This is a genomic window from Pseudomonas sp. AC239 (assembly GCF_979258545.1).
Window position 1 is genome coordinate 3792809 of the sequence record NZ_OZ409864.1, and the last position, 24436, is coordinate 3817244.

At 60.1% G+C, this 24436-nt stretch carries 22 protein-coding genes; 14 read left to right on the forward strand and 8 right to left on the reverse strand.

The annotated features are described in order from the left end of the window. Positions 1-82: 82 nt before the first annotated feature. The 8 genes from cobU to ACZ0AZ_RS17345 all read left to right on the forward strand — a co-directional run bounded on the left by cobU (position 83) and on the right by ACZ0AZ_RS17345 (position 5527). On the forward strand, positions 83-604 hold the full coding sequence (cobU, locus tag ACZ0AZ_RS17310) for a bifunctional adenosylcobinamide kinase/adenosylcobinamide-phosphate guanylyltransferase (protein WP_463537785.1): 522 nt from the start codon (positions 83-85) through the stop codon (positions 602-604). Further along, entirely contained in the window at positions 601-1656 is a 1056-nt protein-coding gene (cobT, locus tag ACZ0AZ_RS17315; RefSeq protein ID WP_129999256.1) for a nicotinate-nucleotide--dimethylbenzimidazole phosphoribosyltransferase, read from the forward strand. The genes cobU and cobT overlap by 4 nt, the downstream gene beginning before the upstream one ends. After that, positions 1653-2228, forward strand: a complete 576-nt coding sequence (cobC, locus tag ACZ0AZ_RS17320; RefSeq protein ID WP_129999255.1) for an alpha-ribazole phosphatase family protein — start codon at positions 1653-1655, stop codon at positions 2226-2228. The genes cobT and cobC overlap by 4 nt, the downstream gene beginning before the upstream one ends. Before the next feature lies 1 nt (position 2229). Continuing rightward, positions 2230-2952, forward strand: a complete 723-nt coding sequence (locus ACZ0AZ_RS17325; protein WP_463537786.1) for an adenosylcobinamide-GDP ribazoletransferase — start codon at positions 2230-2232, stop codon at positions 2950-2952. Positions 2953-3127: 175 nt separating this feature from the next. Further along, positions 3128-3532 (forward strand): MarR family winged helix-turn-helix transcriptional regulator, encoded by a 405-nt coding sequence (locus ACZ0AZ_RS17330; RefSeq protein ID WP_463537787.1) that lies wholly within the window; start codon positions 3128-3130, stop codon positions 3530-3532. Positions 3533-3584: 52 nt separating this feature from the next. Continuing rightward, positions 3585-4793: an MFS transporter gene (locus ACZ0AZ_RS17335; protein WP_129999253.1), complete on the forward strand. Its 1209-nt coding sequence runs from the start codon at positions 3585-3587 to the stop codon at positions 4791-4793. Then, positions 4790-4912 carry a hypothetical protein gene (locus ACZ0AZ_RS17340; protein ID WP_268747873.1) on the forward strand — a complete coding sequence of 41 codons (123 nt, stop codon included), beginning with the start codon at positions 4790-4792 and terminating at the stop codon, positions 4910-4912. The genes ACZ0AZ_RS17335 and ACZ0AZ_RS17340 overlap by 4 nt, the downstream gene beginning before the upstream one ends. Before the next feature lie 54 nt (positions 4913-4966). Further along, positions 4967-5527 carry a glutathione peroxidase gene (locus ACZ0AZ_RS17345; protein ID WP_039763707.1) on the forward strand — a complete coding sequence of 187 codons (561 nt, stop codon included), beginning with the start codon at positions 4967-4969 and terminating at the stop codon, positions 5525-5527. 210 nt (positions 5528-5737) lie between these two features. Here the strand turns inward: ACZ0AZ_RS17345 and ACZ0AZ_RS17350 are convergent, their stop codons facing one another. The 3 genes from ACZ0AZ_RS17350 to ACZ0AZ_RS17360 all read right to left on the reverse strand — a co-directional run bounded on the left by ACZ0AZ_RS17350 (position 5738) and on the right by ACZ0AZ_RS17360 (position 8133). Then, positions 5738-7009, reverse strand: coding sequence for an OmpP1/FadL family transporter (locus tag ACZ0AZ_RS17350; RefSeq protein ID WP_039763708.1), 1272 nt, complete (start codon positions 7007-7009; stop codon positions 5738-5740). A gap of 146 nt (positions 7010-7155) precedes the next feature. After that, positions 7156-7638, reverse strand: a complete 483-nt coding sequence (locus tag ACZ0AZ_RS17355; protein ID WP_024012180.1) for a hypothetical protein — start codon at positions 7636-7638, stop codon at positions 7156-7158. Between the two features lie 270 nt (positions 7639-7908). Beyond that, positions 7909-8133, reverse strand: coding sequence for a hypothetical protein (locus tag ACZ0AZ_RS17360; protein WP_016773719.1), 225 nt, complete (start codon positions 8131-8133; stop codon positions 7909-7911). A 912-nt stretch (positions 8134-9045) separates the two neighbouring features. Between ACZ0AZ_RS17360 and ACZ0AZ_RS17365 the strand changes: the two genes are divergently transcribed. From ACZ0AZ_RS17365 to ACZ0AZ_RS17375, 3 genes are all read left to right on the forward strand, one after another. After that, positions 9046-9369, forward strand: a complete 324-nt coding sequence (locus ACZ0AZ_RS17365; RefSeq protein ID WP_024012181.1) for an SEL1-like repeat protein — start codon at positions 9046-9048, stop codon at positions 9367-9369. Positions 9370-9544: 175 nt separating this feature from the next. After that, a complete protein-coding gene (locus tag ACZ0AZ_RS17370; RefSeq protein WP_163012219.1) occupies positions 9545-10909 on the forward strand; it encodes a DNA recombination protein RmuC in 1365 nt (454 codons plus the stop codon). 162 nt (positions 10910-11071) lie between these two features. Next, a protein-coding gene (locus ACZ0AZ_RS17375; RefSeq protein ID WP_374046330.1) for an IS3 family transposase occupies positions 11072-12591 on the forward strand; the annotation gives its coding sequence in 2 pieces (ribosomal slippage) (positions 11072-11537 and positions 11537-12591; 1521 coding nt in all). Between the two features lie 233 nt (positions 12592-12824). Here ACZ0AZ_RS17375 and ACZ0AZ_RS17380 read toward each other — a convergent pair. The 3 genes from ACZ0AZ_RS17380 to ACZ0AZ_RS17390 form a co-directional block, all read right to left on the reverse strand. Beyond that, a complete protein-coding gene (locus ACZ0AZ_RS17380; protein WP_463538786.1) occupies positions 12825-13700 on the reverse strand; it encodes a DUF1720 domain-containing protein in 876 nt (291 codons plus the stop codon). 365 nt (positions 13701-14065) lie between these two features. Further along, complete coding sequence (locus tag ACZ0AZ_RS17385; protein WP_310407131.1) at positions 14066-17536, reverse strand: hybrid sensor histidine kinase/response regulator; 3471 nt, start codon at positions 17534-17536, stop codon at positions 14066-14068. 222 nt (positions 17537-17758) lie between these two features. Further along, complete coding sequence (locus ACZ0AZ_RS17390; protein ID WP_463537788.1) at positions 17759-18301, reverse strand: TetR/AcrR family transcriptional regulator; 543 nt, start codon at positions 18299-18301, stop codon at positions 17759-17761. Positions 18302-18404: 103 nt separating this feature from the next. On the opposite strand from ACZ0AZ_RS17390, the gene ACZ0AZ_RS17395 reads away from it, so the two are divergent. The 3 genes from ACZ0AZ_RS17395 to ACZ0AZ_RS17405 all read left to right on the forward strand — a co-directional run bounded on the left by ACZ0AZ_RS17395 (position 18405) and on the right by ACZ0AZ_RS17405 (position 22827). Next, positions 18405-19592 carry an MFS transporter gene (locus ACZ0AZ_RS17395; protein ID WP_039763756.1) on the forward strand — a complete coding sequence of 396 codons (1188 nt, stop codon included), beginning with the start codon at positions 18405-18407 and terminating at the stop codon, positions 19590-19592. A gap of 115 nt (positions 19593-19707) precedes the next feature. Then, positions 19708-20859 carry a TDT family transporter gene (locus ACZ0AZ_RS17400; protein ID WP_039763750.1) on the forward strand — a complete coding sequence of 384 codons (1152 nt, stop codon included), beginning with the start codon at positions 19708-19710 and terminating at the stop codon, positions 20857-20859. Between the two features lie 96 nt (positions 20860-20955). Then, positions 20956-22827, forward strand: coding sequence for an MFS transporter (locus tag ACZ0AZ_RS17405; protein ID WP_129999249.1), 1872 nt, complete (start codon positions 20956-20958; stop codon positions 22825-22827). 113 nt (positions 22828-22940) lie between these two features. Here ACZ0AZ_RS17405 and sugE read toward each other — a convergent pair whose 3' ends face one another. Both sugE and ACZ0AZ_RS17415 read right to left on the reverse strand, forming a co-directional pair. Next, positions 22941-23255: a quaternary ammonium compound efflux SMR transporter SugE gene (sugE, locus tag ACZ0AZ_RS17410; protein ID WP_024012188.1), complete on the reverse strand. Its 315-nt coding sequence runs from the start codon at positions 23253-23255 to the stop codon at positions 22941-22943. A gap of 119 nt (positions 23256-23374) precedes the next feature. After that, a complete protein-coding gene (locus tag ACZ0AZ_RS17415; protein ID WP_463537789.1) occupies positions 23375-24340 on the reverse strand; it encodes a bile acid:sodium symporter family protein in 966 nt (321 codons plus the stop codon). Positions 24341-24436 lie beyond the last annotated feature (96 nt).

The following is a 24436-nucleotide window of genomic DNA, read 5'->3' on the forward strand; positions in this document are numbered from 1 at the left end:
CACAGGGAACTGCGATCAACTGTGGGAGCGAGCCTGCTCGCGAAGGGGCCGGTTGTCTCACCACACATTTTTGGATGAACCCATGCTCCAACTGATCCTCGGCGGCGCCCGCTCCGGCAAGAGTCGTCTGGCGGAAAAACTCGCCAGCGACAGCCATCTCGCGGTGACCTACATCGCTACCAGCCAGCCGCTGGACGGCGAAATGAACCAGCGCGTCGCCCATCACCGCGCGCGCCGCCCGGCTGAATGGGCGTTGATCGAAGAGCCGCTGGAACTGGCCCGCGTGCTGCGCGAATCCGCCGGCGCCGAGCGCTGCCTGCTGGTCGATTGCCTGACCCTGTGGCTGACCAATCTGCTGATGCTCGACGACGCCGAACGTCTCGCCGCCGAGCGGGAAGCCTTGCTCGATTGCCTGGCGTCGTTGCCGGGTGAAATCATTTTTGTCAGCAACGAGACCGGAATGGGTGTCGTGCCGCTGGGCGAATTGACCCGCCGCTATGTCGATGAAGCCGGTTGGCTGCATCAAGCTCTGGCCGAGTGTTGTCAGCGCGTTGTCCTGACCGTCGCCGGCCTGCCCCTGACTTTGAAAGGACCTGCGTTATGAGCCCGACCTGGTGGCTGAACCCGTGCAAAACAGTGAATGCCGAGATGGTTGCGCAAGCGACCGAGCGCCAGCAGCAGTTGACTAAACCGGCCGGTTCGCTGGGACGCCTTGAATCGGTGGCCGTGCGACTGGCCGGTCTGCAAGGTCAGCTCAAGCCAACGCTGGATCAAGTCTGGATCACGATTTTCGCTGGCGACCATGGCGTGGTAGCCGAAGGCGTATCGGCTTATCCGCAGGAAGTCACCGGACAAATGCTGCTCAACTTTGTCAGCGGCGGCGCGGCGATTAGCGTGCTGGCGCGTCAGCTCGGCGCGCAGCTGGAAGTGGTCGATCTGGGCACGGTGAATCCGACGCTGAATCTGCCCGGCGTGCGCCATCTGAACATTGGCGCGGGAACGGCGAACTTCGCTCAGGGTGCAGCGATGACTCAGGCGCAGGGCGAACTGGCCCTGCAGGCCGGTCGCGACAGCGTGTTGCGCGCGAAAGCCGCCGGCACGCAGTTATTCATCGGCGGCGAAATGGGCATCGGCAACACCACTGCAGCCAGTGCGCTGGCCTGTGCCTTGCTCGATTGCCCGGTGGCGCACCTGACCGGGCCCGGTACCGGGCTGAATGCCGCTGGCGTCAGCCACAAGGCGCAAGTGATCGAACGCGCGCTGGCCCTGCATGCCGCACAGCGTGGCGACGCCTTGCAGACGCTGTTCAAGGTCGGCGGTTTCGAGATTGCCGCGTTGGTCGGCGCTTATCTGGCCTGCGCGCAGGACGGCATCGCGGTGCTGGTCGACGGATTTATCTGTACCGTCGCCGCGCTGGTCGCAGTGCGCTTGAATCCGGCCTGTCGTGAATGGCTGTTGTTCGGCCATCGCGGTGCCGAGCCGGGCCATCGCCACGTGCTGGAAACCTTGAGCGCCGAACCGTTGCTGGAACTCGGCCTGCGCCTGGGCGAGGGCAGTGGCGCGGCGTTGGCGGTGCCGTTGTTGCGTCTGGCCTGTGACCTGCACGGGCAAATGGCGACGTTCGCCGAAGCAGCCGTGGCGGATCGCCCGGCATGAGCCTGCGCCTGGACCTGTTGCGCCACGGCGAAACGGAACTCGGCGGCGGCCTGCGCGGCAGCCTCGACGATGCGCTGACCGCTAATGGCTGGACGCAGATGCGTACGGCGGTGGTCGACGGCGGGCCGTGGGATCGTATCGTCAGTTCGCCATTGCAGCGCTGCGCGCGCTTCGCTGCTGAACTCGGCGAGCAACTGAACCTGTCCGTGCATCTGGACAAGGATCTGCAAGAGCTGCATTTCGGCGCGTGGGAAGGGCAGAGCGCGGCGGCGTTGATGGAGACGGATGCCGAAGCGCTGGGGCTGTTCTGGGCTGATCCCTATGGATTTACGCCACCGCAGGGTGAGCCGGTCGGCGATTTTTCAGCGCGGGTGTTGGCGGCGGTTGCGCGGTTGCATGCGGCTTACGCCGGCGAGCGGATTCTGCTGGTCAGCCACGGCGGTGTGATGCGCTTGTTGCTGGCGCAGGCGCGAGGGCTGCCGCGCGAACAATTGCTCAATGTCGAAGTCGGCCACGGCGCGCTGTTTGCGCTGACGGTCGAGGCCGATGGCGCGCTCAAGGAAGGTCACTGAGATGTTGCCGCTGTGGATCGCCTTGCAGTTTCTCAGCAGCCTGCCGATTCGCCTGCCGGGCATGCCCAAGCCGCAACAGCTTGGCCGTTCGCTGCTGTTTTATCCGCTGGTGGGATTGCTGTTCGGGCTGATCCTCTACGCGTTGAATCTGCTGCTTGCCGGCGCGCCGATGTTGCTGCATGCGGCGCTGTTGTTGACCCTGTGGGTGTTGCTCAGCGGGGCGCTGCATCTCGATGGCTTGGCGGACAGCGCCGATGCCTGGCTCGGTGGCTTCGGTGATCGCGAGCGCACGCTGACGATCATGAAAGATCCCCGCAGCGGGCCGATTGCGGTGGTCACGCTGGTGCTGGTGTTGTTGCTCAAATTTGCCGCGCTGCTGGCACTGATCGAACAAGGGCATACCCTGGCGCTGATTACCGTGCCGGTACTGGGGCGAGCGGCGCTGTTGGGGTTGTTTCTGACTACGCCGTATGTGCGTGCGGGTGGCTTGGGCCAGGCACTGGCCGATCATCTGCCGCGCAGAGCGGGGTGGTGGGTGCTGGGGTTGAGTGCGCTGGGCTGCGTGTTTATCGCGGGTATCGGCGCGGTGCTGATTTCGCTGGTCGGGTTTGTCTGGCTGCGGCGGTTGATGATGCGGAGGCTGGGCGGGACTACCGGGGATACGGCGGGGGCGTTGCTGGAATTGCTGGAGATGGGGGTGGTGGTTGGGTTGGCCCTCGTCTGAAAGATTTGGGTTGGTAATGCCGGCCTTATCGCGAGCAGGCTCACTCCTACAGTTGGAATGCGTACTCCTTGTAGGAGTGAGCCTGCTCGCGATAGCGATCGGTCAGGCGCCACAAATGCGTGGATAAACTCATCTGTAACTTGATTTAACACACTCGCGGGTATATACACGCATCATGCTTCCTTCTCAGTGTTTGTGCACCAACCTGCGTCGCGCCGCGCGTGGCGTCAGCAGGCATTACGACGGCGCTCTCGACGGCTTCGGGATCAACGTTGCCCAGTATTCTCTGCTGTGCAATCTGCAGCGGCTGGAGCAGCCGAGTATTTCCGAACTGGCCGAGGCCATGGGCCTGGATCGCAGCACTCTCGGGCGCAATCTACGTGTGCTGGAGGGTGAAGGTCTGGTGGCGCTGGCCGAAGGCGAGGACATGCGCAACCGTATCATCCGGCTCACCGAAACCGGCGTGCAGCGCCTGGCAGCAGCATTGCCGGCGTGGGAAGCGGCGCAACAGCGGCTGATCGACCGTCTCGGTGCCGAGAAACGCGAAACTTTGCTCAAACTGCTCGACGAACTGGCCTGACGCCGGTTTTTTCGCGCTCAAGCGGGTATATACCCGCGACTGGAGAATAACAATGACAACGATGTGGCGGACGTGCGGTTGGGTGTTACTGGGGAGTGCGCTGATCCTGGCGTTGTCATTGGGCGTGCGCCACGGGTTCGGTCTGTTCCTGTCGCCGATGAGCGCACAGTTCGGCTGGGGCCGCGAAGTGTTCGCCTTCGCCATCGCCCTGCAAAACCTCATCTGGGGCCTGGCGCAGCCATTCACCGGTGCGCTGGCTGACCGCTTCGGTGCAGCGAAAGTGGTGCTGGTCGGCGGCATGCTTTACGCGCTGGGTCTGGTGTGCATGGGCCTGTCCGACTCGGCGATGACTTTGTCGCTGAGCGCCGGCCTGTTGATCGGCATTGGTTTGTCCGGTACGTCGTTCTCGGTGATCCTCGGCGTGGTCGGTCGCGCTGTCCCGGCCGACAAACGCAGCATGGGCATGGGTATTGCCAGCGCTGCCGGTTCGTTCGGCCAGTTCGCCATGTTGCCGGGCACGCTCGGTTTGATCGGCTGGCTCGGCTGGTCCGCCGCATTGCTGGTGCTGGGTCTGTTGGTGGCGATGATTGTGCCGCTGGTAAGCATGCTAAAAGACAAGCCGCTGCCGGTGCTTGGCCACGAACAATCCCTTGGCGAAGCGCTACGTGAAGCCTGCTCGCACTCCGGTTTCTGGCTGCTGGCGTTCGGCTTTTTTGTCTGCGGTTTTCAGGTGGTGTTCATCGGTGTGCACTTGCCAGCGTATCTGGTCGATCAGCATCTGCCCGCCAGTGTCGGCACTACGGTGCTGGCGTTGATCGGATTGTTCAATATCTTCGGCACTTACACCGCCGGCTGGCTCGGTGGCCGCATGTCCAAACCGCGTCTGTTGACTGCGCTGTATCTGTTGCGCGCAGTGGTGATCGTGCTGTTCCTGTGGTTGCCGGTGACCACCACCACAGCGTATCTGTTCGGCATGGCCATGGGTTTTCTGTGGCTGTCGACGGTGCCGTTGACCAACGGTACGGTGGCGACCTTGTTCGGCGTGCGCAATTTGTCCATGCTCGGCGGCATCGTCTTCCTGTTCCATCAGCTCGGCTCCTTCCTTGGCGGCTGGCTGGGCGGAGTGGTGTATGACCGAACCGGGAGTTATGACTTGATCTGGCAAGTGGCGGTTCTCTTGAGCCTGCTCGCGGCGGCGCTGAACTGGCCGGTGCGCGAGCGTCCGGTGGCGCGCCTGCAAGCCGCTGCGAGCGCAGCATGAGCCGGATCTGCGCGCGATTCGCCGTCACCGCAGTCGCTGCAGCGCTATTGGCGCTGGTGTGGTGGGGCTGGCAGCGCGGCGGTCTGGCGCTGATGCAGTTGGGCATGAGCATTTGCTAGATCGCAGCGTGGCGAGTAACGTCAAAGCCTGATGACTGCCCAAGGAAGTTCGATATGTTGATGCGCTGGTGTGCTGTTCCCGCGTTGCTGATGGCGTTGACTGGCCTGGCCCAGGCTGCCGACTGTCCTGAGCTGCTGCAAGGCTCGCTGCCGAAGCTGCGCGCCAAGGAATCCATCGATCTGTGCAAGCAGTACGCCGACAAGCCGCTGGTAGTGGTCAATACCGCCAGCTTCTGCGGTTTCGCCCCGCAGTTCGAAGGCCTTGAGGCGCTGAACAAGCGCTACAAGGCGCAAGGGCTGGAGATGCTCGGCGTGCCGTCCAATGACTTCAAGCAGGAGTCCAAGGACAGCGCGGAAACCGCCAAGGTCTGTTACGCCAACTATGGCGTGACCTTCAACATGACCGAGCCGCAGAAAGTTCGCGGCGACGACGCCACACATCTGTTCCAGGTGCTGGCCGCGCAGAGCAATGCGCCGAAGTGGAATTTCTACAAGTACGTGGTGGACCGGCAAGGCAAGGTCGTGGCGAGTTTTTCCAGCTTGACCAAACCGGATGACCCCGAGTTTATCGCCGCGATCGAAAAGGCCATTGCCTCCGAACCGCTGACTCACTGACTCATGCTTTACCCTGTGGGAGCGAGCCTGCTCGCGAAGCGGTGTGTCAGCCAGCAAATCTACATCTGACATACCGCCTTCGCGAGCAGGCTCGCTCCCACAAGGGTGATTTAGTCGTTCCAGTGAAAAGTTGCAGGCAAGAAAAAGCCCCGCCTCTGTAAAGAGAGCGGGGCTTTTTAGTGGGCGAGGGGTTAGCCTCGCCATCGAGCATCAGAAGCGGTAAGTCGCGCCGACACCGAAGCCGTTCGCCGAGTTTTCATACTTGGCATCGTAGGTCTGGCCACGGGCATTTTCGTTGCGGATGTTGACCGACTCTTCTTTCAGGTACGAGTACGCGACGTCGATGGTCAGGTCGTCGGTCGGGCTCCAGCCGGCGCCGATACTGAAGATGGTGCGGTCGCCAGTCGGGATACGCGGCGAGCGGTCTTCATTGTTGGTCGGAGACTGATCGAAGGTCAGACCGGTACGCAGTACCCATTCCTTGTTCAACTGGTACGAGGTACCCACGGCGTAGGCCCAGGAGTCATGCCAGTTCTGGTCTTCGTTGATCGAACCGAACTGACCGGCCAGCAGAGGCTGCACGCCGGAGTTCTTCACGGTGATCTTGTCCAGTTGGCTCCAGCGAGTCCAGGTGGTACCGGCGTAGACGTTCCAGCGATCATTGATCGCCTGGGTGACCGAGAAGTCCACGGATTCCGGTGTGGTGATCTTCAGCGAAGCGTCGTACTTCTGGTTGGCGCCGACACCCACGAGCGCCAGCGCGCCGTAGTTGACCTTGGTGTTGCCTTCGAGCTTGTAGTCGACCTTGGAGTGATAGGTCAGGCCCAGGCGGGTAGTGTCAGTGGCCTGGACCAGCAATCCGACGTTGTAGCCCAGCGCGGTGTCGTCACCCTTGATCTTGACCTTGCCATCCGGCAGTGCCTGGGTGATCGACAGGTTGGATTCCAGCGCGCCGTCGATGCGGTTGATAGTCGGGCCGAAACCGATCGACACCTTGTCGTTGAAGGCGTAGCTGACGGTTGGCTGGAAGGTGATGACTTGTACTTCGGACTTGCTGCCGAAGTAACGGCCGGCGAAGCCGTTTTCGTAATCCGTGATCAGACCGAACGGCACGTACACACCGAGACCGAATGCCCAGTGATCATCAATCGGTTTTACATAGAAGCCCATAGGTACAGCGGTGAAGGGCACCATGTCGCCTTTGTTGCTGCCGCCATTCGGGCTGGAGCTGGCGTTGCTGATATCGGTGTGTGCGTCGACAACGGCGACGCCACCGGTGACCTGTTCGCGCTTGATGCGCGCCATGCCGGCCGGGTTGCCATAAACAGTGCTTGCGTCGTCGGCAGAAGAAGATCGCCCGGCAAAACCAGTCCCCATGCCACTGATGCTTTGTTCGTTGAGGGCAAAACCTGCCGCGAAGATTTGTGTAGAGGCAAGGGTAACGGCGAGGCTAAGGGTGGTTTTGAGCATGACTTTTTTCATTATTAGAACTCCTGGTGATCACCGGGGCGAAAATTACCAACATTTTCGTCCCAGCGCTATAGCCTGTATGCCTTGAGTTAGAGCGGTTTTGTAGGACAATCCGACCAAAATGGCGGCCTGATGCGAGAACTTGTGAAACCGCCTGGTCAGCAAGCGACCTGATTCAGCGGTGAAACACAGGTTTGCCAGGCATAGGTGAAGTCGCGCAGGCGACCTTGCGGTTGAAAGGTCTGGCGCCAGATGCGCGCCATGCCGAGCAGGTCGGTCGGAGCGGGGAGGGTGGGGTTTTGTTCTTCCACCAGTAGCCAGGCGATGGCCGTGGCGTAACGCAGGTTGACGGTCAGTTCCAGATGCGGGCCGCTGAGGAACGCATGCTGACTGGCCAAGCCGCGCACCAGGCTGGCGCGCTCCGGATCGAGCGCCAGATAATCGTCCCAGAGTGCCTGATGGCGATGCTCGGCGATCCGGTAGAGGCCATGGCCACGGCGGTCATGCAGGGCAGACCCGAGGGCGGACTGGCTGGCAGCGATACCCAGCAGCAGGGATTCGGCGGTTGCGCAGTGGCGTCCCAGATAGATCAATGTGGGACGGATCACATAGCGGCACAGTTCGCTGGCAGCGATACCCATAACACCCTCGGTTCTTGTTGTTGAGGGCGAGTCCTGAAGGGCTTTGGCAGCTGTGGATCGACTCAGGCTCGCCGCAAGCGGGTCACGCCGCTTGAGTTGAAGTGTAGTGTCATATTCAGCGTGTAAAGGACTGTTTTTAAAATATTTCCGCCATGGCTTTCCCGGCGTTAGATCGGAACCTGCTTAGAAGCGCAGCGTTAACAGTGAAATATCAGGCAATAAAAAGCCCCGCTTTTCAGCAGGGCTTTGCTTTTGCAGCCTGTCCGGCTTTCAGGCAACCAGTGCCTGCCGGGTACGCTCGATCACGGCCTGCAGCGGTTCGGCGCTGGAGTATTGATCGGGGTACAGACGCTCGCTGTGACGAGCGATGCCGTGTTCATTGACCACGGTGAAGCTGAAGCAGCCTTTGCGAGCGGCCATGATCAGGCAGTTCATTGGAGCAAAAGCGTTGGTTAGGGTGCGAATGGCATCCTGAGTCTGGATTTGAGTAGACATAGTTATTAGGTGTTCCTACAAATGACACGGATAAGAACCGTGCAACGTTAAAACGTTCCAGTAACGTTGATCACCATTGATCGAACGAAGAACCCGACTGGAACAAAGCAGCCAGTTTGAAGCGCTGATAAGTGAGCGCGCTTGGGCTGGCAGGTAGGTACTTAGGAGGACAGGCATCACAGCGAGGGCAAAGGTTCTGGGCCCGGGGTGAAGATCCTGATCAATTTGCAGGTTGGTTCGGTCAGAGTAAGTGTTCTTCGCAACGCCCTTTGCTTTCATTCAAAGGCAGCGTCGTCGCAAGATTTACCTGGAAACCATCGAGGGGTCGTTCCCGCTTTTTTCGGCAGTAGCTTCTTGTTTGGAAGTTGACCGTGGGGAGATGTTCGACCGGAATTGACTTTCAGCTTGGTACTAACGCCGCGGATAGTAACGGATCCGTTCGAGCGAAGCAAACCCCACGACCAAAAAAAGGATCACAGGGAAAGGTCGTGTCGCACCGTCCGTCGGCGTGCATGCTTTTCGCAGAGCCTTTCGGTCGCTCGCAGCTGCGCAAAATGACCCGAAAAAGCGCACGCATATAACCGGCTCACAGGTACTTGTGCACATTAGTTGCGCAGAGCGTAACGCAACTGTCACATCGATCCTGACTCCAGTCGCTGCCTGTATCAAAAGTTTAAGTCAATGAAAAATATCGTCTTTTTTTGTTGGTGAAAAAATCGTCAGTTTGACTGCGAGCCCCATTCCATAAGGCTTTGCGAGGATCAGAGAGCGGTTGTCCACTGACTTATCCACAGCTTCTGTGGATTGTCCCTAGCGCTTGCTCTAGGACGGGCGTGCCGGGTTTTTTTCGACTTTACCTGTAAGAAAAAGAGAGTAAAGTGGCGCGCCTTCCGATCTGTCCCGCAGTGCTTTATGAAGTTTCGCTCAGTATCAGACTCTGTTACCTCCAATCCGACCTCCGTGACCGCTCCCAAGCGTTTTTCCGTACGTGTGGCTGAGTGGCTGCTCGATGCGCCGCGTCTGAGTGACAGTCCCAGCGCCAAACACCTCGCTGGCCGTCTGCTCAAGCAACCGGCCCGTGAAGGTGTGGTCGCTGCACAGAGCCGTCTCGGCCAATTGATTTGCCGGGAGTGCGGCAATGCCCGTGACCGCCGTATCGGTCAGGAGTTGCTGCGTCAGGCCGCCCGTGCCGGTGACCGTCGCGCGCAGCAGGAACTCGGTCTGATCGAAGACTGAGCTGTCCAAGCCCAGACACCTTGGTTAACCTTCAGGCTTTATCCGATTGGCAGGAGTCGCTATGGCTATGGACTTGACCAGCATATTGCTTGGTCTTGCGGCAGCAGGGGTGCCGCTGCTGGCGCTGGCCTGGCAACTGCAACGCCGTGCCAGCAACGCCCAGGCCGATCTGGCCTTGCTCGAAGAGCGCCTGGCCATGGCGCAACTGGCCCAGGACGGCCTCACCGCGCAGCTTGAAGCCAGCCGCGATGAAATCGCCGATCTTGGCCAGGCCAACGCCGCCAAACAGGCAGACCTCGCCGCGCTGCGCCGCGAAGTCGAATTGCTGCAGATCGAACGCGATGACGCCCGCGACGCCTCTCACGCCTGGAACCTCGAACGCGCCAACAAGGATGCTGAGTTACGCCGCCTCGACGCCCACGCTGCCTCGCTGAGTGCCGAACTGCGAGAGCAACAGGAAAGCCATCAACAACGTCTCAACGACCTGCAAGGCTCACGCGATGAACTGCGCGCGCAATTCGCCGAGCTGGCCGGCAAGATCTTCGATGAACGTGAGCAGCGCTTTGCCGAAACCAGCCAGCAGCGGCTCGGGCAGTTGCTTGATCCGTTGAAAGAACGCATCCAGTCCTTTGAAAAGCGCGTTGAAGAAAGCTATCAGGCCGAAGCCCGCGAGCGCTTCTCGCTGGCCAAGGAGCTGGAGCGTTTGCAGGCGTTGAACCTGCGTCTGAGCGACGAAGCCACCAATCTGACTCGCGCGCTCAAGGGCCAGAAAACCCAGGGCAATTGGGGCGAACTGATCCTCGAGCGCGTTCTTGAGCACGCGGGTCTGGAGAAGGGCCGCGAGTATCAGACTCAGGTCAATCTCAAAGGCCCCGACGGTGAGCGCTTCCAGCCCGATGTGATCATTTATCTGCCCGGCGACAAGCAGGTGGTAGTCGACTCGAAAGTCAGCCTCACGGCCTATCAACAATATGTTGCGGCTGATGACGACACGTTGGGGCAGATCGCGATCAAGCAGCACGTGTTGTCGCTGCGCAATCATGTCAAAGGTCTGGCCGGCAAGGATTACAAGCGTCTGGAAGGCTTGCACAGCCTCGATTTCGTTTTGCTGTTCGTACCGATCGAAGCAGCGTTTTCTGCGGCATTGCAGGCTGAGCCGTCGCTGTTTCAGGACGCTTTTGACCGCAATATCGTGATTGTCAGCCCGACCACGCTGTTGGCTACGTTGCGGGTGATCGACAGTCTGTGGAAGCAGGAACGGCAGAGCCAGAACGCCCGGGAAATCGCCGAGCGCGCGGGTTGGCTGTATGACAAGTTCGTGCTGTTTATTCAGGATCTGGACGAAGTGGGCAATCGTCTGCAGCAACTGGACAAGGCTTACAGCTCGGCGCGTAACAAGCTGACAGAGGGGCGCGGTAATCTGGTCAGCCGCAGTGAGCAGTTGAAGTTGCTCGGTGCGCGGGCGAGCAAGAGCTTGCCGGCGGATTTGCTGGAGCGGGCGATGACGGACGTTGATGGGTTGGTTGAGTTGCCTGAGTAAAAGCTTTGTTTGGCTGATTGGGGGCATATCCGTTGCTGCGGTGATGCGGCTGGCGGTTTCGCCCTTACGGCGACTCACTTTTTTTACAAACCCCCCCGTGTCAGCCTACCTGTCACCTCTGTTGATTGACTCAACCATTCATGGGGGCGAAGGTGTCTAGCAATGCCGAAGCGTTATGACGATGACTTCAGAGACTGGGCTGTTCTTCAAATGATGCCGCCCTTAAACCGTTCCGTAGCAGAGCTCGCCGTTGCAATCGGCGTCACCCCACAGTCACTGCGAAACTGGAGGCAAATGGCTAGAGATAAAGGATTGATTGTTCCTGGGAATAATAAAACCAGCAATCAGTGGTCCAGCGCCGACAAATTCAACGCCGTTCTGGAAACCGCGCCGTTGAGCGAGGTAGAGCTTTCACAATATTGCCGAATCAAGGGCATTTATCCTGAGCAGATTCAGCAATGGCGCCAAGCTTGCCAGAATGCCAACACTGCGATGGAGCCTCAGCCCAACAAAAAACCGACCACCGAGCAAATACGGATAAAGGAGCTGGAGCGACAACTGCTTCGATCCGATGCTGATTGCAAGGAGGCGGTCGCTTTACTGGAACTCAGAAAAAAAGCCAATGCGATCTGGGGCAAGGACAAGGAAGGCTGATCAGCGCCCCTGATCGTGTGCAGGCTTTGGGCCTGATCGCTGAGGCAGTAGCAAGTGGTGCTCGTCGGTTTCGTGCATGCAAAGAGATCGGGCTGTGTTTGCGGACGGTTCAGCGTTGGCGACACTGCGAAGCCGACAAGCGCCAGATCATCAAGCGCGAAGCACCGTCCAACAAACTCAGCGTCGCAGAGCGTCAGGCTGTTTTGGATGCTGCTAATCAACCTGGCTACGCGAGTCTGACACCGCACCAGATTGTCCCGAAGTTAGCTGACGAAGGTATCTATCTGGCATCGGAATCAACATTCTATCGGGTGCTGAAAGAGGCAAATCAGAATAGCCGTCGAGGCCGAGCCAAAGCTCCGAAGCGCCGAGCTTTGACCACACATTGTGCTGATGCCCCAAATCGAGTTTGGTGTTGGGATATCACGTGGTTACCCACCACCGTTAAAGGTCGCTTTTACTACTGGTACATGGTCAAAGACATCTATAGCCGCAAATTAGTGACCAACGAAGTACACGAATCCGAACGCGCAGAACATGCATGCGTACTGCTTGAAAAAGGATGCTTGCGAGAGCGTACGGCGGGTCGTCCGCTGGTACTGCACTCGGACAACGGTCACGTAATGAGAGGCTCGCTTCTTCGAGAAAGCATGATTGCATTGGGCGTCGAACCGTCGTTCAGCCGACCCCGAGTAAGCAATGACAACGCCTATGCCGAAGCGCTTTTTCGTACGGCCAAGTATTGCCCGCTGTGGCCCGAGCGGCCCTTCGACAACCTCACGGAAGCACGACTCTGGGTGCAGAAATTCGTTGAGTGGTACAACGACGAGCATCGTCATAGCGCCTTGAAATACGTGACGCCCAATGAGCGTCACGAAGGCAAGGCACCTGCGTTACTGCAGGCACGGGAGAATCTTTACAAGGCAGCCAAAGCAACTAACCCTAGCCGTTGGAGCGGCGAAGTACGTAATTGGAAACTCGCAAACGCTGTTTACCTGAATCCAGAGCGCCCTGAAACAAGGGCGTAATAGACTCCTAAAACAGCCGTGAAGCGACAGATACGTTGACACGCACCGAAACGCCTAAAAAAAGTAAGCAAAAAAACGCTTGCTCCTACGTTCGGCCCTCGCAAGCTCGGGTCCCTTCGCTCCGGGATCGATCCGGGCGCAGCGGCTCCGGTTTGCTTCGCTGCACCTCCTTCCGCTGTGTCTGGCTGCGCCAGACGGTCGCTGCGCTCCCACCCCCGGATCAATCCCTCCACTCAGCCTTCCGACGTCGCCGGTGGATCAAAAGCAAGATCAAAAGCACTCGAGCTAACGCTCATTGTTGAGTGGGGCGGCTTCGCCGCGGGCAGCTTCGCTGCTTTGCTTTTGCTTTTGTTGTGGGAGCGAGCTTGCTCGCGAAAGCGGCCTGACAGCCGACCTGTTCCTTGCGGTTGTACCCAAATCCAAATGTGGGAGCGAGCTTGCTCGCGAAGGCGGCCTGACAGCCGACCTGTTCCTTGCGGTTGTACCCAATCCCAAATGTGGGAGCGGGCTTGCTCGCGAAAGCGGCCTGACAGCCGACCTGTTCCTTGCGGTTGTACCCAATCCCAAATGTGGGAGCGAGCTTGCTCGCGAAGGCGGCCTGACAGCCGACCTGTTCCTTGCGGTTGTACCCAATCCCAAATGTGGGAGCGGGCTTGCTCGCGAAGGCGGCCTGACAGCCGACCTGTTCCTTGCGGTTGTACCCAATCCCAAATGTGGGAGCGGGCTTGCTCGCGAAAGCGGCCTGACAGCCGACCTGTTCCTTGCGGTTGTACCCAATCCCAAATGTGGGAGCGGGCTTGCTCGCGAAAGCGGCCTGACAGCCGACCTGTTACTTGCGGTTGTACCCAATCCCAAATGTGGGAGCGGGCTTGCTCGCGAAGGCGGCCTGACAGCCGACCTGTTCCTTGCGGTTGTACCCAATCCCAAATGTGGGAGCGGGCTTGCTCGCGAAAGCGGCCTGACAGCCGACCTGTTCCTTGCGGTTGTACCCAATCCCAAATGTGGGAGCGGACTTGCTCGCGAAAGCGGCCTGACAGCCGACCTGTTACTTGCGGTTGTACCCAATCCCAAATGTGGGAGCGGGCTTGCTCGCGAAAGCGGCCTGACAGCCGACCTGTTACTTGCGGTTGTACTCAAATCCAAATGTGGGAGCGAGCCTGCTCGCGAAGGCGGCCTGACAGCCGACCTGTTCCTTGCGGTTGTACCCAATCCCAAATGTGGGAGCGGGCTTGCTCGCGAAAGCGGCCTGACAGCCGACCTGTTCCTTGCGGTTGTACCCAACCAAATGTGGGAGCGGGCTTGCTCGCGAAAGCAGCCTGACAGCCGACCTGTTACTTGCGGTTGTACCCAATCCCAAATGTGGGAGCGGGCTTGCTCGCGAAAGCGGCCTGACAGCCGACCTGTTACTTGCGGTTGTACTCAAATCCAAATGTGGGAGCGAGCCTGCTCGCGATAACGTCTGCAAGGTCACCTTCTACAGCGGCAAATACCGACTCAAAAGCGCCCGCAACGCCGCCGGCTTCACCGGTTTGGCCAGGTAATCCAGGCCCGCCGCATGCACTTGCGCGACGGTCTCCGTGCGTCCATCCGCGCTGATGACCACGCCGGGCACCGGTTCGCCCAGGCGCGTGCGCAACCACGCCATCAGCTCTGTGCCGGTATCGCCGTGGTCGAGGTGATAGTCGACCAGCGCCAGTTGCGGCCGCACACCTTCATTCAATATCGCTGCGCATTCTTCGCGATTGCGCGCTGTCCACACCTGGCAGCCCCAGCGGCTCAACAGACTGTTCATGCCGATCAAAATGCTGTCTTCGTTATCGATGCACAGTACCTGCGCGCCGCTGAGCAGTTTGCCGTTCAGTTCCACCGTGGCGCTAACTGGAGGCGTTTGCGCGCGGGCGATCGGCACCGTCACGCTGAACACACTGCCGCGCCCCGGCCATGAACGCACGCGCAAGGTATGCCCGAGCACGCGGCACAGGCCGTCGGCGATCGCCAGACCCAGGCCCAGGCCTTTCTCGGCGCGGGTCTGGTGGCTGTCGAGGCGTTTGAATTCCTCGAAGATCACTTGCTGCTTGTCTTCCGGAATGCCCGGTCCGCGATCCCAGACTTCCAGACATAACTCACCACCGCGTCGACGCACGCCCAGCAGCACCGGACCTTTGGCGTAGCGGAAAGCGTTGGTGAGGAAGTTCTGCAGAATTCGCCGCAGCAGTTTGATGTCGCTGTCGATGCGCAACTGACTGCCACGCACCCGGAACGTGAGCTTTTGCTCTTGCGCCAGCGCCTTGAATTCCGCGCCGAGGGTGTCGAACAGTTCGTTGACGGCAAAGGCCTTGCGATCCGGGTTGATCTTGCCGTTTTCCAGGCGCGAGATGTCCAGCAAATCGCTGATCAGGTCTTCCGCCGAACGCAGTGAGCTGTCGAGGTGGTGCACCAGCTGCTGCGCCTCTGGGCTCAGACCTTCGTTCTGGTGGGAGAGGGCAGCGGAGAAAAGCCGTGCGGCATTAAGCGGCTGCATCAAGTCGTGGCTGACGGCGGCGAGGAAGCGGGTTTTCGACTGGTTCGCCGCCTCGGCGTTGCCCTTGGCTTCGGTGAGCGCGACGTTGAGTTGCGACAGTTCCTGGGTGCGCTCGCTGACCCGTTGTTCCAGCCCTTCGTTGGCCTCGGTCAGTGCCTGTTCGGCTTCGCGGAACGCGGTAATGTCGGTGAAACTCATGACGAAGCCGCCGCCGGGCATCGGGTTGCCGATCAGCTCGATCACCCGGCCATTGGGGAACAGCCGCTCGGAGGTATGCGCGCGGCCCTGACGCATCCAGTGCAAGCGTCGTGCAACGTGCACTTCCGCTTCGCCGGGGCCGCACAAACCGCGTTCGGCGTTGTAGCGAATGATGTCGGCGATCGGGCGGCCGACGCTGATCAGGCCGTCGGGGTAGTTGAACAACTCCAGATAACGGCGGTTCCACGCCACCAGTTTCAGCGACTGGTCGACCACGCTGATGCCCTGGGTGATGTTCTCTATCGCGCCTTGCAGCAGCGCACGGTTGAATTGCAGCACTTCCGAGGCTTCGTCAGCGATACGGACTACGTCCTCCAACTGCATTTCCCGACCTTCGATGGCAGCCTTTACTACGGCGCGTGTCGAAGAAGCGCCAAGGACACCAGCCAGCAAACGTTCGGTATGGGCGATCCATTCACTGTCGGCGTTCTGGTTGGGGTTGAAACCCTTGCCCTGGCGGTAGGCGAAACGAATGAAGCTCTGCCGCGCGCGTTCTTCGCCAACGAAACGCGCCGCCAGTTGCAGCAGGTCGTCGATCTGCACTGCCAGCATCGAGCGTCCGTTCGGACGGGCGCTGATTTCCTGACCGATGAAACGCCCGGCCTGCCAGTGCTCGGAGACTCGCGTGCGCGACAGCACCGAGACCCAGGCGAACACGGTGAAGTTACCGGCCAGCGACAGCACCACGCCCTGGGTCAACGGCGTGATCGGCAGGTTCAGCGGATTGCTGTGCAGCCACGCCAGGCCCGGAAAACTCGCCAGCGACCAGCCGAGACTGTGCGCGGCAATCGGCAACACCAGTGTGTAGAACCAGAGGAAAGTGCCGGTGGCGAGACCGGCGAACACGCCGCGGCGGTTGGCTTGTTTCCAGTACAGCGCGCCGAGCATCGCCGGCGCCAGTTGCGTTACCGCCGCAAAGGCGATCTGGCCGATGGTCGCCAGGCTCGCGGTCGAGCCGAGCAAGCGATAACTGACGTAGGCCAGCAGCAGAATCACCACGATGCTCACCCGGCGCACCGAGAGCATCCACTGGCGGAACACTTCGAACGGGCGCTCGGCGTTGTTGCGACGCAACAGCCACGGCAACAGCATGTCGTTGGAAACCATGGTCGACAGCGCGACGCTGGCGACAATCACCATGCCGGTCGCTGCCGAGGCACCACCGATGAACGCCAGCATCGCCAGCGCCGGATGGGCCTGGGCCAGCGGCAGGCTGATCACGAACGAGTCGGGCAGCACGTGACTGGGCAGCATCATCTGACCGGCCAGGGCGATCGGGACTACAAACAATGCGGCCAAAGCCAGATAGGCGGGGAACACCCATTTCGCCAGACGCAGATCCTGCGGGTCGATGTTTTCCACTACGGTGACGTGAAATTGCCGGGGCAGACAGATGATCGCCATCATCGCCACGCCGGTCTGCACCACCATCGACGGCCAATTAATCGTTTCCTTCCAGTACGCCTCAAGGCGCGGGGCGAGCATTGCCTGATTGAACAGGTCATCGAAACCGTCATACAGGCCGTACGTGACGAAGGCGCCGACGGCGAGAAAGGCGAACAGCTTGACCAGCGATTCGAACGCGATCGCCAGCACCATGCCACGGTGGTGTTCGGTGGCATCGAGGTTGCGCGTGCCGAAAACGATGGTGAACAACGCCAGCACCAGCGACACGATCAGCGCCGTGTCCTGAGCGCGGGTGCCCATGGCATCGGCGCCGGCGCCAATCAACAGGTTCACGCCGAGGACAATGCCTTTAAGTTGCAGGGCAATATAGGGCAAGACGCCGACCAGACAAATCAGCGCCACCACCACCGCCAGCGATTGCGATTTGCCGTAGCGCGCGGCGATGAAGTCGGCGATGGAGGTGATGTTCTCCTGTTTGCTGATCATCACCATTTTTTGCAGGACCCACGGCGCGCCGACCAGCAGCAAAATCGGCCCGAGGTAGATCGGCAGGAATGACCACAGTTGTTCCGCCGCCTGACCGACCGCGCCGAAAAACGTCCAGCTGGTGCAGTAAACCGCCAGCGACAGGCTGTATACCCAGGCACGCACCCGCGGCGGCAACGGTGTGCTGCGACGGTCGCCGTAGAAGGCGATGGCGAACATGATGGCCATGTAGGCCAGGGCAACGACGGCGATCAGCCCGGTGGACAACGACATGCAGCACTCCCGACAAAAGACTCCCCGGCACTCCTGCCCGGGCGGACAGTCTCGCACGGGCGCGGCGGTTAGTCAGTGTCGACCAAGGTCGTGGCGTGGCGGGGTGTCGCAGGCGGGGTACCGGGTGGTTTTTGTGGTGACCGGGCGGGCCTCTTCGCGAGCAGGCTCGCTCCCACAGTTGGAATGCATTCCCTTGTGGGAGCGAGCCTGCTCGCGAAGGCGTCAGTCCGGCCGCAATGCAATATCGATCAACCGATGCAACTCATCCACCTCCAGCGCCGCCGCCGAAAACAGAATCCGGAACACCACCGGCGCCACCACCAGATTGATCAAGCGATCGACACTCGGCGTTTTCTCATGCGGATAGCGATCGACAATGGTCTGCAACTGCGCACCGATGATCGTCACGCAATAGCCAGGCGTCGCACTCGCCTGCACGTCACGCATCATGTTGCGCCCGACCTCCGAGCTCATCTCGTCCAGATATTGCTCGGCCCACGCACGGATATCGCCGCGCAGGCTGCCCGTCTCTGCCGGTTCGCTGTCGGGACGCATGCGGGCGAGGGCGACGTCGGCGAGCAATGCCGCCAGATCGCCCCAGCGCCGATAGATCGTCGACGGCGTAACCCCCGCGCGGGCGGCGATTTGCGGAACGGTCACGGTGGAACGCTCCTGTTCTTGCAACAGCGCATTGACCGCCGAATGAATCGACTGCTGCACCCGGGCACTGCGGCCACCGGGGCGTAAACCTTCTTTAATAGCCATGCGGCAGACCTTAACACAAAGAATTTGCTTTAAGCGCTGGGCGGTAGCACACTGCGCAAAAGCAAAAAATTAGCTTTTGCGGAGTGTGCCCATGACCAGCCCCTTGAATAGTGTCGCTTCCCACCGGTCGAGCCTGTGGTTTCTGGCGATCACCTTACTCAGTTTTCTCGCCGCTTCCACCGCGCCGACGCCGTTGTATCACTTGTATCAGGATCAACTGCATTTCTCGGCAGCGATGTTGACGCTGATCTTCGCCGTTTACGCTTTCAGTCTGTTGGCAGCGTTGCTGACGGTCGGTTCGCTTTCTGACCATCTCGGACGCAAACCGGTGATCTTCGCCGCCGTGTTGCTCAATTCGCTGGCCATGTTGCTGTTCATCTATGCCGATAGCGTGGCTTGGTTGATCAGCGCACGGGTGTTGCAGGGTTTTGCCACCGGCATGGCCACTGCCGTATTGAGCGCAACGCTGCTCGACACCGACCGTCAGCAGGGGCCGCTGATCAACAGTGTTGCGCCGTTACTGGGGATGGCGCTGGGCGGTTTGGGTTGTGGCTTGCTGGCAGAATTCGCGCCGGCGCCGTTGCAGTTGACTTACTGGTTACTGTTGGCGCTGTTCGTGTTGCAAGGCGTGTATGTCTGGCGCCTGCCGGAAAGTGTTTCGCGGCAAGGCGGGGCATTGGCCTCGTTGCGGCCGACCCTGCACGTGCCGGTGCAAGCGCGTTCAATGTTGTGGCGCGTGCTGCCACTCAACACCGCAACCTGGGCGCTCGGTGGTTTCTACGCCTCGCTGGCGCCGTCATTGGTGCGCACCGCGACGGGCTCCACTTCTAATCTGATCGGTGGCGCTACGGTAGCGGCGCTCACCGTGACCGGCGCATTGATGATCTTCATGATGCGCAATCGCCCGGCCGCTCAGGCGCTGCGGCTGGGGGCAAGTCTGCTGCCGGTCGGGCTGATCCTGATTCTGCTCGGCGTGCATGGCGCCAGTCTGCCGCTGTTTTTCTTCGGCACACTGGTCGCCGGTTGCGGCTTTGGTTCGGGTTTCCTCGGTGCGGTGCGCAGTCTGGTGCCGCTGGCTTTGCCGCATGAACGAGCCGGGTTAATGTCGGCTTATTACGTGCTCAGTTACTTGGCGTTCTGTTTGCCGGCGCTGCTGGCCGGTTATCTGGCGCGCAACTTTGGACTGCTGGCGACCACCTACGGTTACGGTACTGTCTTGATTGTGCTGGCCGTGGCTGCGCTGCTGCTCAGCCTGCGTCCGCAGGCGGGCAGAGTTTGCAGCGCTTCTTGAACGCGTGTAGGTGTTTATCTATAAAACAGATAACAGTTAGAGATATTACCCGTTATATAGATATTCGATTCGGATCTACCATGGGCTCAACCTCACCAGAGGACAGGAGTTCATGATGATTTGCCCCAACAGCGTCACCCCCGGCTACAAACCTTTCAGTCAGCTTCAGCATCCGCGTGAAGTGATCCGCCAATTCACCCCGAACTGGTTCGCCGCGACCATGGGTACCGGTGTGCTGGCGCTGGCCTTGGCGCAATTGCCACTGGCGATACCCGGATTGCGCGCCGTGGCTGAAGGGCTGTGGTTGTTCAACATTTTGTTATTCACGCTGTTTACTGTTGCTTACGCTGCGCGCTGGATTTTGTTCTTTGACGAGGCGCGGCGGATTTTCGGCCATTCCACCGTATCGATGTTTTTCGGCACCATTCCCATGGGCCTGGCGACGATCATCAACGGCTTTCTGTTGTTCGGGCTGCCGCGCTGGGGCGACGGTGTCATCCACCTCGTTGAAGTGTTGTGGTGGATCGATGTAGCGATGTCGCTGGCCTGCGGTGTGCTGATTCCGTACATGATGTTTACCCGCCAGGAACACAGCATCGATCAGATGACGGCGGTCTGGTTGCTGCCGGTGGTGGCGGCGGAAGTGGCAGCAGCCAGTGGCGGTTTGCTCGCCCCGCATCTGACTGACGCCCATGCGCAACTCATCGTACTGACCACCAGCTATGTGCTTTGGGCCTTTTCCCTGCCGGTGGCGTTCAGCATTCTGACCATCCTGTTGTTGCGCATGGCCTTGCACAAACTGCCCCACGAAAACATGGCCGCGTCGAGCTGGCTGGCCCTCGGTCCGATCGGCACCGGTGCGCTGGGCATGCTGCTGTTGGGCGGTGAGGCGCCAGCGATTTTTGCCGTGAATGGCCTGCCCGGCGTCGGTGAAATCGCTTCGGGCTTGGGGCTGGTGGCAGGGATCACCCTGTGGGGCTTCGGTCTGTGGTGGATGTTGATGGCGCTGTTGATCACTGTGCGTTATCTGCGTGACGGCATCCCCTTCAACCTTGGCTGGTGGGGCTTCACTTTTCCATTGGGCGTTTATTCGCTGGCAACGCTGAAACTGGCGAGCATTCTCGGTCTGACGTTTTTCAGCGTGTTCGGAACCGCGCTGGTGATCCTGCTCGCAGCGATGTGGCTGATTGTCGGCAAGCGCACCGTGCAGGGCGCGTGGCGTGGCGAGCTGTTTGTCTCGCCGTGTATTGCAGGTTTGAAGAAATAATCTGCAAAGTTTAGGTAAGGTGTGGCCTGGATCGCGGTGCGGCATTCCAATAACAAGCACCCAGGCCTCTCTACCTAACATCAGGAAACACGGAAGATGAGTCACCCCTCACAGTTCAACCTGTTGCGCACCCGGCGCTTTTTGCCCTTCTTTATTACCCAGTCGCTCGGCGCGTTCAACGACAATGTGTTCAAGCAGTCGTTGATCCTTGCCATCCTCTATCGGCTCACCATCGAGGGCGACCGCTCGATCTGGGTCAACCTTTGCGCGCTGCTGTTTATCCTGCCGTTTTTCCTGTTCTCGGCGCTGGCGGGGCAGTTCGGGGAAAAATTCGCCAAGGACGCGCTGATCCGTCTGATCAAACTCGCGGAAATCGCGATCATGGCCGTAGGATCGATCGGCTTCCTCTTCGATCACCTGTCGCTGATGCTGGTGGCGCTGTTTGCCATGGGCACGCACTCGGCGCTGTTCGGCCCGGTGAAGTATTCGATCCTGCCGCAGGCCTTGCGCGACGATGAACTGGTCGGCGGCAACGGTCTGGTGGAAATGGGCACGTTTCTGGCGATTCTCGCCGGCACCATCGGCGCCGGGATCATGATGTCGACCGAGCACTACGCGCCGGTAGTCTCCGCAGCGATCATCGGCATTGCCGTGCTGGGTTATCTGGCCAGCCGCAGCATTCCGCGCGCGGCGGCCTCGTCGCCGGAGATGCGTCTGAACTGGAACATTTTCAGTCAATCCTGGGCGACCCTGAAACTCGGTCTGGGCCAGACGCCAGCGGTGTCACGCTCGATTGTCGGTAACTCGTGGTTCTGGTTTGTCGGGGCGATTTACCTGACGCAGATCCCGGCCTACGCCAAGGAATGGATGCACGGTGACGAAACCGTGGTCACGCTGATCCTGACCGTGTTCTCGGTGGGCATCGCGCTGGGTTCGATGCTCTGCGAGAAGCTCTCGGGGCGCAAAGTCGAGATCGGACTGGTGCCCTTTGGCTCGTTTGGCCTGACCGTGTTCGGCCTGTTGCTGTGGTGGCATTCCGGTGGGATCCCGGACAGCGTCACCGGCCATAGCTGGGTTGCCGTGTTGGGCTTCGTGCACACCTGGGCGGTGTTGATCGACATCCTTGGCCTCGGCATTTTCGGTGGCTTCTACATTGTGCCGCTGTACGCGCTGATTCAGTCGCGCACGGCTGAAAACGAACGGGCGCGGGTGATTGCCGCCAACAACATTCTCAACGCGCTGTTTATGGTGGTGTCGGCGATTGTTTCGATCGTCTTGTTGAGCGTCGCCAAACTGTCGATCCCGCAACTGTTCCTGGTGGTGTCGCTGCTGAACATCGGCGTCAACGCTTACATCTTCAAGATCGTTCCGGAATTCAGCATGCGCTTCATGATCTGGCTGCTCAGCCATTCCATGTACCGCGTCGAACACCGCAACCTTGAAGCGATCCCGGACGAAGGCGCGGCGCTGCTGGTGTGCAACCACGTGTCGTTTGTTGACGCCTTGCTCATCGGCGGTGCCGTGCGTAGGCCAATTCGCTTTGTCATGTACTACAAGATCTACAACCTGCCGGTATTGAACTTTATCTTCCGCACGGCGGGCGCGATTCCTATCGCCGGACGCCAGGAAGATATCCAGATCTACGAAAAAGCCTTCGCCCGCATCGCTCAGTATCTGAAGGACGGCGAACTGGTGTGCATTTTCCCGGAAGGCAAACTGACCGCCGATGGCGAGATCAACGAGTTTCGCGGCGGCGTGACGCGGATTCTCGAGGAGACCCCGGTGCCGGTGATTCCGCTGGCGCTGCAAGGATTGTGGGGGAGTTTCTTCAGTCGCGATCCGAACAAGGGCTTGTTCCATCGCTTGTGGTCGCGGGTGACGCTGGTGGCGGGGCCGGCGATTACCGAAGGGACCGAGCCGGCGAAATTGCAGGTGTTGGTGGGGGAATTGCGCGGGGCTGTCAGATAGTCGGTGTATCAAAAGGCCCCTTCGCGAGCAGGCTCGCTCCCACAGTTGACCCTGTTCCAATGGCGGAGCGCGGTTAATGTGGGAGCGAGCCTGCTCGCGATAGCGGTAGTGGCCTAAGCGCTGACTTTAAGGCCTATCAAACCCGTGACGATCAACGCCACACTGACCAGCCGAATCAACGCCATCGATTCACCAAACAAAATGATCCCGGCGATCACCGTGCCCACGGCACCAACACCGGTCCAGATCGCATACGCCGTGCCCAGCGGCAATTCCTTCATCGCCAGACCGAGCAAACCAAGGCTGATGGCCATGGCGGCAACGGTCAGGGCGGTGGGGAGCGGGCGGGTGAAGCCGTCGGTGTATTTCAGGCCGACGGCCCAGCCGACTTCGAACAGGCCGGCGCAAAACAGAATGATCCAGGACATGCACAACCTCCATCGATTGACGGGGTCGTCCCCAGATTAATGACTCGATCGAGCCGCAGGGTCGTCCCCGCGTTGCGCAATATAGTGACGAGCATTAACCCGAGGATCAAGTTTTCAGCTCAGTCGGCAGCGCGTTGCGCGAGGTTGTCGCGGTCTTCCTTTTCGCTCATGCGCCGGAAGTACGTCGACAGCAGCGCCCCGGAAATGTTGTGCCAGACGCTGAACAACGCGCTCGGCACCGCCGCCAGTGGCGAGAAGTGCGCACTGGCCAATGCCGCGCCCAGTCCCGAATTCTGCATGCCGACTTCCAGTGCCAGCGACTTGCGCTGAGCCAGCGGCAGACCGAACAGGCGCCCGGTGAAGTAGCCAAGCAGATAGCCGAAGCTGTTGTGCAGCATCACCACGGCCATGATCAGCAGGCCGGACTCGGCGATTTTCGCCTGACTCGCCGCGACCACGGCGGTGACGATAATCACGATGCTGACCACCGACACCAGCGGCAACACATCCACCGCATGCCGCACCTTGTCGCCGAGCAAACGCTGCGCGACCACGCCGAGAACGATCGGCAGCAGCACCACTTGCAGGATTGACCAGAACAGCTCCATGAACGATACCGGCAACCACGCCGAGGCCAGCAGCCAGATCAGTGCCGGGGTCAGCAGCGGAGCGAGGAGGGTGGTGACGGCGGCAATCGCCACGGAAAGTGCCAGATCACCGCGCGCCAGCCAGGTCATCACGTTTGACGAGGTGCCGCTCGGGCAGCAGCCGACCAGAATCACCCCGACGGCGATTTCCGGCGGCAGGTGGAACACCTGGCAGAGTAACCAGGCCACACCGGGCATGATCACGAAATGAGCAATCACGCCCAGCGCCACCCGCCCCGGATGGCGAGCAACGGCGGCGAAATCGTCGAGTTTGAGGGTCAGGCCCATGCCGAACATCACCAGACCCAGCAGCGGTACGATCGCGCTTTTCAGACCGATGAACCACACCGGTTGCAGGAAGGCGATGACGGCGAAGATCAGAACCCAGTAAGCGAAGGTATTGCCGACAAAGCGGCTGAGTGCAGCCAGTGCGCGCATGGCTTGATCCTTGTTATTAGTTACGTCTTAAAACATTGTGGGAGCGAGCCTGCTCGCGAAAGCGGTGAGCCAGACACATTAATGTTGACTGGCACA

Bases quoted from the DNA above. Each gene is read 5' to 3' on its own strand.
- ACZ0AZ_RS17355 (WP_024012180.1), bottom strand. From the start codon at position 7,638: ATGGGTATCGCTGCCAGCGAACTGTGCCGCTATGTGATCCGTCCCACA.
- ACZ0AZ_RS17385 (WP_310407131.1), bottom strand. From the start codon at position 17,536: ATGTCGTTGTCCACCGGGCTGATCGCCGTCGTTGCCCTGGCCTACATG.
- ACZ0AZ_RS17365 (WP_024012181.1), top strand. From the start codon at position 9,046: ATGAAGTTTCGCTCAGTATCAGACTCTGTTACCTCCAATCCGACCTCC.
- ACZ0AZ_RS17415 (WP_463537789.1), bottom strand. From the start codon at position 24,340: ATGCGCGCACTGGCTGCACTCAGCCGCTTTGTCGGCAATACCTTCGCT.
- ACZ0AZ_RS17390 (WP_463537788.1), bottom strand. From the start codon at position 18,301: ATGGCTATTAAAGAAGGTTTACGCCCCGGTGGCCGCAGTGCCCGGGTG.
- ACZ0AZ_RS17350 (WP_039763708.1), bottom strand. From the start codon at position 7,009: ATGAAAAAAGTCATGCTCAAAACCACCCTTAGCCTCGCCGTTACCCTT.
- ACZ0AZ_RS17405 (WP_129999249.1), top strand. From the start codon at position 20,956: ATGAGTCACCCCTCACAGTTCAACCTGTTGCGCACCCGGCGCTTTTTG.
- sugE (WP_024012188.1), bottom strand. From the start codon at position 23,255: ATGTCCTGGATCATTCTGTTTTGCGCCGGCCTGTTCGAAGTCGGCTGG.
- cobT (WP_129999256.1), top strand. From the start codon at position 601: ATGAGCCCGACCTGGTGGCTGAACCCGTGCAAAACAGTGAATGCCGAG.
- ACZ0AZ_RS17340 (WP_268747873.1), top strand. From the start codon at position 4,790: ATGAGCCGGATCTGCGCGCGATTCGCCGTCACCGCAGTCGCTGCAGCG.
- cobC (WP_129999255.1), top strand. From the start codon at position 1,653: ATGAGCCTGCGCCTGGACCTGTTGCGCCACGGCGAAACGGAACTCGGC.
- cobU (WP_463537785.1), top strand. From the start codon at position 83: ATGCTCCAACTGATCCTCGGCGGCGCCCGCTCCGGCAAGAGTCGTCTG.
- ACZ0AZ_RS17330 (WP_463537787.1), top strand. From the start codon at position 3,128: ATGCTTCCTTCTCAGTGTTTGTGCACCAACCTGCGTCGCGCCGCGCGT.
- ACZ0AZ_RS17345 (WP_039763707.1), top strand. From the start codon at position 4,967: ATGTTGATGCGCTGGTGTGCTGTTCCCGCGTTGCTGATGGCGTTGACT.
- ACZ0AZ_RS17325 (WP_463537786.1), top strand. From the start codon at position 2,230: ATGTTGCCGCTGTGGATCGCCTTGCAGTTTCTCAGCAGCCTGCCGATT.
- ACZ0AZ_RS17335 (WP_129999253.1), top strand. From the start codon at position 3,585: ATGACAACGATGTGGCGGACGTGCGGTTGGGTGTTACTGGGGAGTGCG.
- ACZ0AZ_RS17400 (WP_039763750.1), top strand. From the start codon at position 19,708: ATGATTTGCCCCAACAGCGTCACCCCCGGCTACAAACCTTTCAGTCAG.
- ACZ0AZ_RS17360 (WP_016773719.1), bottom strand. From the start codon at position 8,133: ATGTCTACTCAAATCCAGACTCAGGATGCCATTCGCACCCTAACCAAC.